This is a genomic window from Streptococcus oralis SK304, from assembly GCF_000287715.1.
Taxonomy (GTDB): domain Bacteria; phylum Bacillota; class Bacilli; order Lactobacillales; family Streptococcaceae; genus Streptococcus; species Streptococcus oralis_Y.
The window spans coordinates 198,979-212,959 of record NZ_ALJN01000006.1; the positions used below are offsets into that span (position 1 = coordinate 198,979).

General features: G+C 45.2%; 12 protein-coding genes. All 12 read right to left on the minus strand.

What is annotated here, in order from left to right:
* Positions 1-34: 34 nt before the first annotated feature.
* The 12 genes from HMPREF1125_RS04225 to HMPREF1125_RS04280 all read right to left on the minus strand — a co-directional run bounded on the left by HMPREF1125_RS04225 (position 35) and on the right by HMPREF1125_RS04280 (position 13,963).
* Complete coding sequence (locus HMPREF1125_RS04225) at positions 35-1,309, minus strand: hydroxymethylglutaryl-CoA reductase, degradative (RefSeq protein ID WP_000831270.1); 1,275 nt, start codon at positions 1,307-1,309, stop codon at positions 35-37.
* Positions 1,309-2,481, minus strand: a complete 1,173-nt coding sequence (locus HMPREF1125_RS04230; RefSeq protein ID WP_000151969.1) for a hydroxymethylglutaryl-CoA synthase — start codon at positions 2,479-2,481, stop codon at positions 1,309-1,311. Before HMPREF1125_RS04230 ends, HMPREF1125_RS04225 begins: the two co-directional genes overlap by 1 nt.
* Positions 2,482-2,599: 118 nt before the next feature.
* Positions 2,600-3,055, minus strand: coding sequence for a threonine/serine exporter family protein (locus HMPREF1125_RS04235; RefSeq protein ID WP_000176910.1), 456 nt, complete (start codon positions 3,053-3,055; stop codon positions 2,600-2,602).
* A gap of 1 nt (position 3,056) precedes the next feature.
* The gene (locus tag HMPREF1125_RS04240) at positions 3,057-3,815 is read right to left on the minus strand and encodes a threonine/serine exporter family protein (RefSeq protein WP_000344546.1); all 759 of its coding nucleotides are present in this window, start codon (positions 3,813-3,815) and stop codon (positions 3,057-3,059) included.
* Between the two features lie 85 nt (positions 3,816-3,900).
* On the minus strand, positions 3,901-5,781 hold the full coding sequence (gene pknB / locus HMPREF1125_RS04245; RefSeq protein WP_000614519.1) for a Stk1 family PASTA domain-containing Ser/Thr kinase: 1,881 nt from the start codon (positions 5,779-5,781) through the stop codon (positions 3,901-3,903).
* Positions 5,778-6,518 (minus strand): Stp1/IreP family PP2C-type Ser/Thr phosphatase, encoded by a 741-nt coding sequence (locus HMPREF1125_RS04250; protein ID WP_000401525.1) that lies wholly within the window; start codon positions 6,516-6,518, stop codon positions 5,778-5,780. The genes pknB and HMPREF1125_RS04250 overlap by 4 nt, the downstream gene beginning before the upstream one ends.
* A gap of 15 nt (positions 6,519-6,533) precedes the next feature.
* Positions 6,534-7,847: a 16S rRNA (cytosine(967)-C(5))-methyltransferase RsmB gene (rsmB, locus tag HMPREF1125_RS04255; RefSeq protein ID WP_004181542.1), complete on the minus strand. Its 1,314-nt coding sequence runs from the start codon at positions 7,845-7,847 to the stop codon at positions 6,534-6,536.
* The gene (gene fmt / locus HMPREF1125_RS04260) at positions 7,840-8,775 is read right to left on the minus strand and encodes a methionyl-tRNA formyltransferase (protein WP_000163661.1); all 936 of its coding nucleotides are present in this window, start codon (positions 8,773-8,775) and stop codon (positions 7,840-7,842) included. The genes rsmB and fmt overlap by 8 nt, the downstream gene beginning before the upstream one ends.
* 12 nt (positions 8,776-8,787) lie before the next feature.
* A complete protein-coding gene (locus HMPREF1125_RS04265) occupies positions 8,788-11,184 on the minus strand; it encodes a primosomal protein N' (RefSeq protein ID WP_000951915.1) in 2,397 nt (798 codons plus the stop codon).
* Between the two features lie 65 nt (positions 11,185-11,249).
* A complete protein-coding gene (gene rpoZ, locus HMPREF1125_RS04270; protein WP_002874282.1) occupies positions 11,250-11,564 on the minus strand; it encodes a DNA-directed RNA polymerase subunit omega in 315 nt (104 codons plus the stop codon).
* A 24-nt stretch (positions 11,565-11,588) separates the two neighbouring features.
* A complete protein-coding gene (gmk, locus tag HMPREF1125_RS04275; RefSeq protein ID WP_000775041.1) occupies positions 11,589-12,215 on the minus strand; it encodes a guanylate kinase in 627 nt (208 codons plus the stop codon).
* A gap of 134 nt (positions 12,216-12,349) precedes the next feature.
* Positions 12,350-13,963 (minus strand): ribonuclease Y, encoded by a 1,614-nt coding sequence (locus HMPREF1125_RS04280; protein ID WP_000404957.1) that lies wholly within the window; start codon positions 13,961-13,963, stop codon positions 12,350-12,352.
* Positions 13,964-13,981: the final 18 nt, after the last annotated feature.

Genomic DNA, 13,981 nt, shown 5'->3' on the forward strand with positions numbered 1-13,981 from the left:
TACAAAAAACTCAGACGAATTCGTCTGAGTTTTTTTATAATCGTAAATTTTCCAGATAACGCTGGGCTGTCTCTAAGTTAAAGGTTTTATCTGCGATGAGGCGCTCAACGAGGGGAGCAACTTCGGACTCACTAGCACCTGCTAGGAGAGCTAAGGATTTGGCCTGCAATTTCATGTGGCCTTGCTGGATGCCCGTACTTACCAAGGCTTTGAGGGCCGCAAAGTTTTGGGCGAGACCGATAGACACGATAATCTGAGCTAATTCTTTGGCAGAAGGATTTCCCAGTAGTTCATGACTAAGGGCTACACGTGGGTTGAGACCGATAGAGCCACCCTTGGTCGCTACCGGCATGGGTAGGGTCATCTCACCGACCAATTCTTCTCTTTCCATGTCCAGTGTCCATTGACTAAGACCTTGATAGCGTCCATCTCGACTGGCAAAGGCATGGGCCCCAGCTTCGATGGCACGCCAGTCATTACCAGTGGCAATCAAAATGGCATCAATACCATTAAAAATCCCTTTATTGTGAGTAGCTGCTCGGTAGGGATCAGCCTGTGCAAACTGGCTAGCCAAAGCTATTTTCTCCGCAATTTCTCGTCCTTGGTCCCTTTGGGGACTCAAGTAGCGAAAGGCGATACGACAGCTTGCAGTCACCAGAGAATCGGTCGCGTAGTTGGACAAAATTCCCATAAGACTCTGTCCCTGACTGAGTTCTTCTAAGACTGATTTTAAGGCTTCCAGCATGGTGTTAAGCATATTGGCTCCCATGGCTTCCTGAGTATCGACATGGAGATAGACGACGAGAAAGTCTGTTTCACCTTTGATCTGCTCTACATGCAAATCACGCGCCCCACCACCACGTTTGACGATGGAGGGATAGGCTTGATTGGCAAGTTCTAAGAGCTCCGCTTTCTTGCTGGCAATCTTCTCTTGCGCTAGATCTGGATTAGCAACTTGATAAAGGGATACCTGACCAATCATCTGGCGCTCATGTACTTGAGCAGTAAAGCCACCTGCTCGCTTGATGATTTTACTTGCATAGCTGGCCGCAGCAACCACTGAGGGTTCTTCTGTCACATAGGGAACTGTGTAGTCCTGACCGTTCACCAAAAGCTCTGGAATGATAGAATAAGGCAGAGAAAAAGTTCCCACTACATTCTCACTCAGCTGATCTGCAACTGCCAAGCTGACTTGTTCATCCTGCTCCAGACTGGTTTGCTTTTCAGGACTAAGGAGCGCCTGAGCTTTCAGTAACTCAAGGCGCTCATGGTATGACTTTTTAGAAAATCCATTCCAACTTCTCTTCATTATTTTTCAACCTTGCTATAACGACGTTGGTGGTCGAGAATTTCAACCAAGGCATAGTCTTGATTTTCAAAACCTGCAAACTGGGCTGAACCAGATTCATCCAACTCTACCTCTTCGAAGAAGACTTTTTCATAGTCTGCAACAGACAATGCTGTACGTTGCTTGAGTTTGCTCAAGCGATCCTTATCAAGGTAAGTTTCATAACCTTCTACCAGTTCTCCACTAAAGAACTCTGAAACCGCTCCACTTCCGTAACTGTAGAGGACAATTTTATCTCCAGCCTTCAAATTTTCTGCATTTTCCAAAAGGGAGAGAAGCCCAAGGAAGAGGGAACCTGTGTAGATATTCCCAATCATCTGACTGTAGAGAATGGACTTATCAAAGTTTTCTTGCAGACTATCCTTTTTTTCCTGAGACAAAGTCTTATCCATCATCTTGCGCAAGCCTTTTAGGGCCAACTTAGGGTAAGGTAAGTGGAAGCAGATGGCCACAAAATCATTCATAGTCCAATCATAACGTTTCTTGTATTCATCCCAAGTCGTCGTAAGACTGTCAAGATATTGCTGAGTTGAGTATAAGCCGTTTACATAAGGAGTGGTTGAATAGTTTGGGCGCCAGAAATCCATAATATCACGCGTTTGGGCAACATTATCATTGTTAAAGGCCATGGTACGCGGATTTTGCGTAATCAACATCGCCACACTCCCAGCTCCCTGAGTTGGTTCACCTGGAGTCGCTACACCATACTTGGCAATATCGCTGGCGATGACCAAGACCTTGGACTTTGGAGAATTTTCCACATGCAACTTGGCATAATGGAGGGCAGCTGTTGCTCCGTAACAAGCTTCTTTGATTTCAAAACTGCGAGCGAACGGCTGGATACCTAATAGACCGTGAACAAAGACCGCTGCTGCCTTACTCTGGTCAATTCCTGACTCGGTCGCCACGATGACCATATCGATTTCTTCTTTTTCTTTATCTGTGAGGATAGAGTTGCTTGCACTGGCAGCTAAGGTGACAACATCCTCAGTCAATGGTGCAATGCTAATTTCGTTTAACAAGAGTCCCTTGCTAAATTTTTCGGGGTCAACTCCCCTTGCTTCTGCTAGGTCTTGTAATTTCAAGACATATTGACTGGTCGCAAAACCAATCTTATCAATACCGATTGTCATATTTACCTCTGTTTTTTCATTCATTGTAAAAAATCGTTCTATTCTATTTTATCACAAATAGGAACAAATGAGAGAAAAAAGACTTGATTCAACAAATCAAGTCTTTGCTTTGACAGCATTAGGAGGATATGCCTCGCTGTTTTCGGATATAGTAATAAAGTTTCAGAATCACTGTTCCACTTGCCATCCCGATAGAAATGACCAGAGCCAACATAACTACTAGTGTTGCACTGGTAAGGGCATGACTGTAATCGCCTGTCACAAAGAAGGCTGTCGTTCGATAGGATAGATAACCGGGCACCAAGGGAGCAAGAATGGCCAAAACAAAGACCACTGCTGGCGTCTTATATACAATACTTAAAATTTGGCTGATACAAGAACCAACCACCGCTGCAATAAAGGTCGCAACAATAACATTGGTTGGTTCTTTGAGCACGAGGTAGAGGAGCCAGACACCCATTCCCAGAACACCACCAGGTAGGAGCATGGAACGCTGAACATTTAGTACGATTAGAAAGGTGATAATGGCGAGTAAACTCGCCACTGCTTGGAGTAAAATACTTGTTAGAGTCATCTTATGTCATCAAAACAAGGGCGACGGAGGTGCCGGCCCCTAAAGCGAGGGTAATGAGCAAGGATTCAAACATCTTGCTCATACCAGAGTTGATATGGTTGGTCATGATATCCCGAACTGCATTTGTCAGAGCAATCCCTGGAACAAAAGGCATGACGGCTCCCGCTATGATCAAGTCTGCCGTCGAAGGAAATCCTGTATAGCGGGCCCAGAACTGGGCAATCAATCCAAAAACAAAGGCACCCGCAAAGGCGGTTACAAAAGGAATGCGGACAAACTTCTCTACATAGAGAGAAAAAGCAAAACCAAGTAAGGTCGCAATGGCTGCACCAAAAGCATCATAGGTATTCCCCCCGAACATAATCGAGAAAAAAGGGGCACTGAGAGTTGCTGCAATAGTCACTTGGAACTTGGTATAAGGAAGAGCTTGATTTCTGATTTCCTTTAGCCTTTCAAAAGCCGTAGAGAGATCGATCTGCCCTCCGACAAGCTCCCGTGATACTTGGTTCACATCGCAGACTTTTTCGATGTTGTAGGAGGAAGAAGTTACTCGTTTCATACGAGAAATATTGGTATTCTCAATAGAAAAGAAAATAGCTGCTGGCATGGCAAGAACGTTGCAATCCACTATTCCCTGTGAATGAGCGATACGGATCATGGTGTCCTCCACCCGATAAATCTCCGAACCGCTTTTTAAGAGAATGGTTCCAGCTAGCATAATCACATCAATGACGGCATTCAACTCTCTCGATTCGTCCATTTTCTCCTCCTTTTCTGCTTCCTATATTTTATCACAAAAATCAATGAAAAAAAATCTTTGTCATGAAATCATGACAAAGATTCGTTTAATCTCGAGAACTTTCACGGGTTCCTTCACTATTTGATTGACTAGTTGAAGGAGTGTTTCCTTGTTGGTTCCCCTGATTTGGAGTTGTAGAAGAACCTTGGTTCCCACGTTGTGCAGAACTAGAAGATGAAGTTGATGGTGGTGTTTTCGGTTTGTAGATGGAAAGTTTGATACGCGTGCTAGCAAGGTCAACCTGTTCACCCGCTTTTGGTGTTTGATCTACAACTGTACCTTCTGCTGTCCCTTCAGGAGCAGTCGAAACCTCGACAACCTCAATATTGGCCTCTTTTACACCGACAATCTGAGTCAAATTATTCTTTGTAAATTCGAGACTTGAACCAATATAACTTGGCATAGAAACACTTGTTACTCTCTTAGCAACCGTTAAAGTAATTGTGCTAGCTTTTGAAAGATCATAAGTCGTACCTGCTGCAGGACTTTGTCTGAGAATGGTTCCAGGTTCGCTTTCGCTGGATTCTTCCTCTTCCATCTTGATTAGATTCTCAGGAACCTTCTTCTCCTTGAGTTCAGCTACGACATCCGTATACTTGCGTCCAACATAATTGCTCAATTGGAAGGATTGCTTACCAGAAGAAACGATCAAATTAACCTTGGTTCCTTCTTTTCGGCTACTACCAGCTTCTGGATCCGTTCGAATAACACGTCCTTCTGCTACGGTATCACTAGCCTCTGACTTTTCTTCACCGGCTTCAAACTTGGATTTTTTAAGAGCTTCTTTTGCCTCTGCAACAGTTTGTCCAGCTACGTCAGGAATAGCAATCGTTGCTGGTGTTCTAGATAAAATCCAGACCAAAGAGGCTGCAACTAATAGAAGACTAGCTAAAAGAATCATATAGCGAGCCTTAAACTTCCGCTTTTTAGTTGGCTTTTGCGTAGGTGCTTGCTCTGGGGTTAATTTCTTTGACTGAGGACGTTCTTCCTGCGCCGGAGCTTTTGGAATCGAGGTCAATGTACTTTGTGGGACTTTAGGTAAAGTCTTCGTATCCGCCTTACTCGCATCGTCAAAGACCAGTTTCGGTTCATTCCGACGATTATAAGACAAGCTAGTTGACAAGTCCATATACATTTCTGAAACAGACTGATAGCGATCAGACAATTTCTTAGCAGTTGCCTTGATGACAACATTTTCCAAAGCCTGAGGGACAGATGGGTTTTCAGCAATGACGGACGGAAGTGGCTTCTGGAAATGCTGGAGGGCAATCGTAACCGCGCTATCTCCATCATAAGGGATATGTCCCGTCAGCATCTCATAGAAGATAATCCCCATCGCATAGATATCGCTCTGGAAAGTCGCTTTAGAACCACGCGCTTGCTCAGGTGACAAATAATGAACCGAACCCAGCATCGAGTTGGTCTGGGTCAGACTCGTCTCTGCAAAGGCCACTGCAATCCCAAAGTCAGTAACTTTAGCAGTTCCATCTGGTGTCAAGAGGATATTTTGAGGTTTCAAATCTCGGTGAACAATTCCTCTAGCATGAGCTAAACGCATAGCCAAAAGAATCTGTCCCATAATCCGAACCGCTTCTTCATTTGAAAGAGGATAGTGTTCTTTGATATAACGCTTGAGGTCAAGTCCTGCTACGTATTCCATAGCTAGGTACTGTTGGCCATCTTCCTCACCGATATCTGTTATCCGGACGATATGAGGATGGTCCAGATCCGCCATAGCCCTCGCTTCCCGCTGGAAACGTGCCACAGCAATCGGGTCCGTCTGGTAGTTGGTCCTCAGGACCTTAACTGCCACCTCTTCCCCATCTAGGATCAAATCCTTGGCCAAGTAAACATCTGCCATGCCTCCTCGACCAATCTGCTTGACAATCCGATACCGCCCGGCAAAAATCTTGCCGATTTGGATCATTCCGCCGCCTCCTCGTTCATGTAAACAAGGGCAACCGTAATGTTGTCTAAACCTCCTGCATTGTTAGCAAAACGAATGAGGGTTGCCGCCTTGTCTGCTAGGGAAATATCACTGGTTACAATATCATAAATTTCGCTTGCCGAAATCATATTGGTCAAACCATCACTATTGAGCAAGAGATAATCTCCTAACTCCAGTGTAATCATCCCAAAATCAGGCTGGATTTCATCTTTTTGTCCGATAGACTGTGTGATGATATTCTTTTGAGGGTGAGTTTCTGCCTCTTCTGGAGTCAATTGACCAGCCTTGAGCAATTCATTAACCAAGGAATGGTCACTCGTCAACTGGTGGTATTCTTCTCCACGAATCAAACCGATACGAGAATCTCCAATGTGAGCATAGATGGCTTGGTTGTCAATAAACGCAACAGCTTCTAGCGTTGTCCCCATGCCTCTGTAGGCTTCGTCCTGACCTAGTTGATGAATTTTTTGATTTTCAATCTCCAGGTAGTGGGCAAACCACTCACGAACTTCATTGACTGAGTTAATTTGGGTATCCACCCAATCTACACCGAGGTCTGTTACCGCCATCTCACTAGCGATATTTCCTGCACGGTGTCCTCCCATCCCGTCAGCCAAGATGATCATAGTGCGTCCTGCTCGGTTGACAAAGTGATTGACATAGTCCTGATTATTTGTCCGTTTCTGACCAACATCTGTTATTAATGCTATTTCCATTGTGTCAGTTCCTTCCTATTCTGATATCTTGCGAAATTGGCTAATAAAGAATCCATCACTTCCATACAATTCTGGAGTAATCAGGATGCAGCCATCTTTCAGGATATCTTTACATTCGTGTTCTAGTTTAACCTGCTCGAACTCGGGATGACTTTCTAAAAATGCCTCAACGACTTGAAAGTTCTCCTCAGAGACAATAGTACAGGTACTATACGTTATTATACCACCTTTTCGTAGTGTTTGACAAACACTACCTAATATTTCCAGCTGAATTTCTTGTAAGGATGTGAAATCTGCTGTTTCTTTATTGTATTTGATATCTGGTTTGCGGCGCAAGAGACCGATTCCAGAACAAGGGGCATCTACTAAAATCATATCAAAAGAGTCTCGACCGAAAAACTCATGCACTTTTCTTGCATCCTTTTTTTTCGTTTGCACTTGATCCGCCACACCTAGACGTTGGGCGTTTTCTTGGAACAAGTCCAACTTGTGATCATAAAGATCCAAAGCGGTCACCTTTCCAGATGTGAGGTAAGAGGCAATATGGGCTGTTTTCCCCCCCGGAGCGGCACAGGCATCCAGAACCTGCTCATGGCCTTGTAGATGAAGAGCCGGAGCAACCAATTGACTGGACTCATCTTGGATGGTAATAGCACCCTCCGAGAACAAATCATGTCCCGCAAAGTGTCCCTGCTCCTTGACCAAACCAGAAGCGGCCAAAGGTGAATCACTCGCCTTTAACACGGCCTTGATTTCCTCTTTTCGGCTCAAGTCAGTCACCCGGATGCTGGCTTTGTTGCGCACCAAGAGACTTTTAAAGATGGCTTGTGCTCGCTCTTCACCGTACTCTTCCTTGAGCTTAGATACTAGCCAAACCGGGAGAGAATAGGCAATGGAATCACGCTTGTTTTTGCGTTTGATGCTGTCAACATCTGGCCAGCCTTCTCGCAAAATACGACGAAGGACGGCGTTGACCAATTTTTCACTGCCTTTTTTACGGGCTTTGGCGAGTTCTACTGCTTCATTGACCACTGCGTGATTAGGAACCTTATCTAGATACCGAAGTTGGTAGGCGCTCAGAAGAAGCAGGATATAGAGCCAGCTATCTAGCTTATCCCGGTCTTCGATAAAGTGGGACAGGTACCATTCCAGAGTCAGTTTTCGGGCTACCGTTCCATAGACAATCTCTGTCACCAACCCCTTGTCTGCCGCTGAGAGTTGACTCCCCTTGAGGTGTTTATTTAAGGCAATATTGGAGTATGCTTGGTTGACAAAAACATTCTCTAGCACTGTTAGAGCTAGACTTCTAGCCGTTTCTACTTTAGTCACCAAATCGTTCTCCTACAGTCAATGTCCGTCCAACTCCGTTGAGGAAGGAAGCAATGTCCATCTTAGGTTTACCAGCTGGTTGCACTTGCTTGAGAGATAGAGCTCCTTCAGCCGTTGCGACGATCAATTCTTTCTTGCCAATAGAGAGGATCTCACCTGGATTTCCCTGACCTTCTACTGGTAGAGCTTCATAAATCTTGAAGCGGTCGCCTTTGAGAAAAGTATGGGCAACAGGCCATGGATTCATCCCACGAATTTGGTTAAAGAGTTGGCGATTGGTTTTAGTCCAATCCAGTTTTTCTTCTTCTGGTTTGATATTTGGCGAGAAGGTAACCTGACTTGGATCCTGCGGTTCAGGTTTGATTTCCCCAGCAATATAGGCAGGCAAAGTGTCCAAAAGCAAATCACGACCAACGATTGCCAATTTTTCAAACAAGGTCCCGACATTGTCCTCATCTGAGATGGGAATACTGCGATGAGAAATCATATCCCCTGCATCCATCTCCTTAACCATTTCCATAATGGTCACACCAGCTTCCTCATCCCCTTGAATCAAGGCATAATGAATGGGGGCACCACCACGGTGTTTGGGAAGAAGGGAAGCGTGAACGTTGACCGCAAAATCCATGCTATCAAGGAGTTTACTTGAGAGAAACTGTCCAAAAGCAGCGGTCACAATCCCATCCGCTCCTAAATTCATAATAGCTTCCATCTCTGGACTTCCAGATAATTTTTCAGGCTGGTAAATGGGAAGACCTGCTTCTTTGGCAGCCTGCTTGACTGGGGTTTCTTGGATCACTTTTTTACGGCCGACAGCGCGGTCTGGCTGGGTCACAACAGCTAGGATCTCGTAACGATCATCTGATAACAAACCCTTCAAAACTGTCGCTGAAAAATCAGGTGTCCCCATAAAGATTAGTTTTGTCATTTCTTCTCCTTCTTATAAAAATTGCTGCGGTTCGTGGTCAATACTGAGACGAAGCTCGCTATTTTCCCGTTCTTGAGTCAAAGCCAAGACCTGATTGAGGGTTGGTCCCAGCTCATCTTCTAAACGGTATTTAATCAAAATCTGGTAATGATAAAGGTTGTGGGTACGTGCAATGGGTTTTGGTGTCGGTCCAAGGATTTTACTAGTTTCCGATAAACCTGAGCGCAAAATTCCCATGACTTCATAGGCATGTTTGACAACCTCTTCTTCTTTCTTGTGAGAGAGGGTAATCCCAATAGTGAAATAATAAGGCGGATAGCCGAGTTGGCGCCTGATACTCATTTCATAGGCATAAAAACCTTCATAATCCTGATCTTTTGCAAAACGAATGGCATAGTGCTCAGGATTGTAAGACTGGATCAAGACCTGCCCAGCCTTTTCCGCTCGACCTGCACGACCAGCCACCTGAGTTAAGAGTTGGAAGGTTCTCTCAGAAGAACGGAAATCGGGTAGATTCAAGGCCGTATCTGCATTAAGAACTCCGACCAGAGTCACATTGGGAAAATCCAAGCCCTTGGCAATCATCTGAGTTCCCAGCAAGATATCTGCTTCCCCTCGGCCAAACTGGTCAAGAAGAGCTTGGTGACTACCCTTCCTGCGGGTCGTATCCACATCCATCCGCAGAATGCGGGCCTGAGGAAAGAGCTCTGCTAGCTCATCGTAGGCTTTCTGAGTCCCTGTACCGTAGTAGCGAATGCTGCGACTCTGACAGTTGGGACAGACATGAGGAATTCCCTTCGAAAAGCCACAGTAATGGCAGTTCATCGTCTTAGTATCCATGTGCAGGGTGAGAGAAATGTCACAGTTGGGACAAGTATCCACGGTCCCGCACTCCCGACACATAACAAAGCTAGAATAACCCCGGCGGTTGAGCATGAGGACTACCTGTTCTTTTTTATCCAAACGGTCTCGAATGGCCTCTAGCAAAGGAGGCGTAAAGTTTGATGTCTCATTCTGCCCGATATAGTCACGAAAATCAATCACTTGAACCTCGGGTATCGTAGCCATAGGATTGGCTCGTTGGGTCAGGCGTAAGTGTTGATAGACACCTTTGCCAGCCCGCGCACGGCTTTCTAAGCTCGGTGTTGCCGAACCAAGGACTAGGGCTGCTTGATTGTACTGGGCCCGTAGAATGGCGACCTCTCTAGCATGATAACGGGGATTGCTGTCTTGCTTGTAGCTAGCTTCATGCTCTTCATCGATAATCATGACACCTAGATTTTTCAGCGGGGCAAAGATGGCTGATCTGGCACCAACAACAACTTGGGCATCGCCACGTTCAACCTTGCGCCATTCATCGTACTTTTCACCATTGGACAGGCCTGAATGAAGGATGGCTACTTTCTTGCCGAAACGAGCAATGAAGCGCTCCGTCATCTGTGGAGTCAGGGAAATCTCAGGTACCAGTAAAATAGCTGTCTTACCCTTGTCCAAGGCCCCTTGGATAATCTGTAAGTAAACCTCAGTTTTCCCACTTCCTGTAATTCCTTGAAGGAGGAAGGGAGGCTGTTGACTGCCAATAGCACTGACAACCGCATAACGTGCCTGTCTTTGTTCAGGATTCAATTCCAAAGGTTGGCTGACTTCAATGCCTTCAAAATAAACAGCTGAGCGTTGCACTTCCTTTTGGACTATGGACACAGCACCTTGTTCCACAAAGAAGTTGACTTGCTCGCGTGAGTAGGATTCTAACAAGCTAGCCAGAGGAGCACTTTCAGGATGAGACAGCAGATAGTCTCTCAGCTCTGCCTTTTTCTTAGCACGCGCGGAAATCTCGATCTTCTCTAGCTGAGTAGCATCAACCTCATACCAAGACTGGGTCTTGACATTCTTTTGATCGACTGCCTGGTATTCTAAGCGGAGCAGACCTTTCCTGGTCAATCGCATCATTTCTGCCTGCTTGGCCAAATCTAGAGAAGAAAAGGCTAGCGAATCTTCTGAACCAAACAAGCGCTCTCGATCTGCCTGACTCAGACCTTCCAGAGGATAGAGAATCTTATCATAACTGGAGTTTAAAAATCCCGGCAACATAGCTTTTAGGATGGAGATTTTGTAAGAAAAGACAGACTTACGTAGCTCCTCAGCCAACCAAAGTTGCTCCTGGGTCAAGACTGGAGAAAAGTCTAGCACCTCTGCAATCTCTTTCAAATCCTGATCTGCCACTTCTTCATCCGACTGGGGCTCCAAGGCCAACACAATCCCTTGGATCAAACGATTGCCCTTGCCAAAGGGGACATGGACCCGCATACCGACTTCCAGCATGTCTATAAATTCCTCAGGGACCTTGTAACTGTAGGGCTGGTCCGTCTGCATCAAGGAGACATCCACGATAATCTTTGCGATAGCCATTTTCTCACCTCCTTCTTGTCAGCAAATTCTTGCAATAGAAAAAATAAGATTGAGTCCCCCCAACCTTAAATTTTTTCACCATCTTCTTTTTCTTTAGCAATTTGCTCTTTGATTTTCTTTTCTTCTTCTTCTTTGCGGCGTTTTTCTTCTTCGATACGGAGACGAACTGCTTCACGTTTTCCTTCTGGATCTGGGTGAATGGTTACATTTCCAGACTCGATTTCTTCTAAAGCACGAAGAGTTGATTTTTCAGACTTAAACTCTTGAGTTGCTGGCGCGCCTGCTTCTAGTTCGTGGGCACGTTTTGCTTCCAAGATTACGAGTGAATATTTTGATGGCACCTTGTCGAGCAAGGTATCAATAGAGGGTTTTAACATCATTTGCTTGTACCTGTTTCCTATAGTTTATCGAGTAGTTGGAGATTTTGGCAACATCTCCTGGTAGTGACCAATGACACGGTCCACACGGAAGTGTTCTGCTTCGATCACACGCTTGACACGTTCAGCAGCGAGGGGCACCTGATCGTTGACAATGGCATAATCATACTCACGCATGAGGGCAATTTCTTCCTTGGCTTTTTCGATTCGTTGGGCAATCACTTCAGCGCTATCTGTTCCACGACCTACCAAACGATCTTGCAATTCATCCAAATCTGGTGGCGTTAGAAAGATAAAGACAGCGTCTGGAACCTTTTTCTTAACCTGAAGAGCTCCCTGCACTTCAATCTCAAGAAAGACATCGATTCCCTTATCCAGAGTTTCGTTGACATAGGTCAGAGGAGTTCCATAATAGTTACCGACATATTCTGCATATTCCAACATCTGGCCTTGACGGATCAGCTCTTCAAACTCTTCACGAGTACGGAAGAAATAGTCCACTCCGTCCACTTCACCAGGACGTTGCGCACGCGTCGTCATCGATACAGAGTATTGAAATTGATTCTCAGAACTCTCAAAAATCTCTCTTCTAACCGTTCCTTTCCCAACTCCTGAAGGACCAGAAAAAACGATTAGCAAGCCTCGGTCTGCCATTATGTCTCCTTTAGTTAGTCTGTGAAATAAAGTAAAATTTCTCTCGGATACTGATGATAAGGTCAGTTATCCTCCTACAGTCTTTCTATCTAGTGTAACAAAAAAGCAGTAATATTTCAACTGCTCTTTTTTATTTATTTCGCATAATCTACTGCACGAAGTTCGCGGATCACGGTTACCTTGATATTTCCTGGGTAATCGAGATTGTTTTCAATTTTCTCACGAACTTTGTGAGCCAAGATTGTGACTTTGTCGTCTTTGATTTGTCCTGGATTTACCATGATACGGATTTCACGTCCTGCTTGAAGGGCAAAGCTATTTTGCACGCCTTCAAAGCCATTGGCGATTTCTTCCAAGTCATGGAGACGCTTGATATAACTTTCAAGAGACTCGCTACGAGCACCTGGACGCGCTGCACTCAAGGCATCTGCTGCAGCAACGATCACCGCAATGACGCTTTCAGCTTCGACATCGCCGTGGTGGCTAGCAATGGTATTCACCACAACTGGGTGTTCCTTATACTTACGAGCCAACTCCGTACCAATCTCAACGTGGCTACCTTCAACCTCACGGTCAATAGCTTTTCCGATGTCGTGAAGGAATCCAGCACGACGGGCAAGAGCCGCATTTTCACCAAGTTCACTCGCGATGATACCAGATAACTTAGCAACCTCAATCGAATGACGCAAGACATTTTGTCCATATGAAGTACGGAACTGTAAGCGTCCCATGATCTTCATCAAGTCTGGATGGAGGTTTGGCGCACCAATCTCATAGGCAGCAGCCTCACCATATTCACGGATCTTATTGTCAATCTCTTGACGGTTTTTCTCAACCAACTCCTCGATACGAGCTGGGTGGATGCGGCCATCCTTGAGCAACATTTCCATGGTCATACGAGCAATTTCACGACGAATCGGATCAAATCCTGACAAGGTTACCACTTCTGGCGTATCGTCGATGATCACATCGACCCCTGTCAAACTTTCAAAGGTACGAATATTGCGACCTTCACGACCGATAATGCGCCCCTTCATGGTATCATCTGGTAGGTGAACTGTCGAGTTTGTTGACTCTGCTACATAGTCACCAGCGATACGCTGCATAGCCTGAACCAAGATATCTTTCGCAATCTTGTCTGAACGCTCCTTCACTTCTTGCTCAGCCTCACGAATGCGGCTAGCAATTTCCTTGCTCAAGTTTTCCTCTGTCTGAGCCAAGATAATATCTCGAGCCTCAGTTTGGGAAAGCGAGCCGATACGTTCAAGTTCAGCTTCTTTTTGTCTTTCGACTTCCTCTAATTGCTCTTCACGTGCATCAAGGTTTTTTGCTCTATCAGAAATACTTTGTTCTTTTTGTTCAAGTGTTTTTTCTTTGTTCGTCAAATTGTCGTCTTTGCGGTCAAGGCTCGTAGCTCTCTCCGTCAAACGACTTTCAATTTGCTTGAGCTCCTGACGTTCTGACTTAAATTCAGCGTCCACTTCTTCACGGTATTTTCTGGCTTCCTCTTTGGCCTCCAATAGTGCTTCTTTTTTAAGAGACTTGCTTTCGCTCTTGGCTTCATTTAACAACAAATCCGCTTCGCGCTCAGCTTGTCCTCGTAAATTAGTTGCTTCTTGTTCAGCATTTAGAAGCATCAACTCTGCAGCCTCTTGAGATGATTTCATCTTAGCTGAGATGCTGACATATCCAATGACTAAACCAATGATGACGGCAAAAACAGCAATCGCAAGTGTCATGATTTCCATGTTTTTACCTCATTAAAT

Bases quoted from the DNA above. Each gene is read 5' to 3' on its own strand.
- HMPREF1125_RS04225 (WP_000831270.1), bottom strand. From the start codon at position 1,309: ATGAAGAGAAGTTGGAATGGATTTTCTAAAAAGTCATACCATGAGCGC.
- HMPREF1125_RS04230 (WP_000151969.1), bottom strand. From the start codon at position 2,481: ATGACAATCGGTATTGATAAGATTGGTTTTGCGACCAGTCAATATGTC.
- HMPREF1125_RS04235 (WP_000176910.1), bottom strand. From the start codon at position 3,055: ATGACTCTAACAAGTATTTTACTCCAAGCAGTGGCGAGTTTACTCGCC.
- HMPREF1125_RS04240 (WP_000344546.1), bottom strand. From the start codon at position 3,815: ATGGACGAATCGAGAGAGTTGAATGCCGTCATTGATGTGATTATGCTA.
- pknB (WP_000614519.1), bottom strand. From the start codon at position 5,781: ATGATCCAAATCGGCAAGATTTTTGCCGGGCGGTATCGGATTGTCAAG.
- HMPREF1125_RS04250 (WP_000401525.1), bottom strand. From the start codon at position 6,518: ATGGAAATAGCATTAATAACAGATGTTGGTCAGAAACGGACAAATAAT.
- fmt (WP_000163661.1), bottom strand. From the start codon at position 8,775: ATGACAAAACTAATCTTTATGGGGACACCTGATTTTTCAGCGACAGTT.
- HMPREF1125_RS04265 (WP_000951915.1), bottom strand. From the start codon at position 11,184: ATGGCTATCGCAAAGATTATCGTGGATGTCTCCTTGATGCAGACGGAC.
- rpoZ (WP_002874282.1), bottom strand. From the start codon at position 11,564: ATGATGTTAAAACCCTCTATTGATACCTTGCTCGACAAGGTGCCATCA.
- gmk (WP_000775041.1), bottom strand. From the start codon at position 12,215: ATGGCAGACCGAGGCTTGCTAATCGTTTTTTCTGGTCCTTCAGGAGTT.
- HMPREF1125_RS04280 (WP_000404957.1), bottom strand. From the start codon at position 13,963: ATGGAAATCATGACACTTGCGATTGCTGTTTTTGCCGTCATCATTGGT.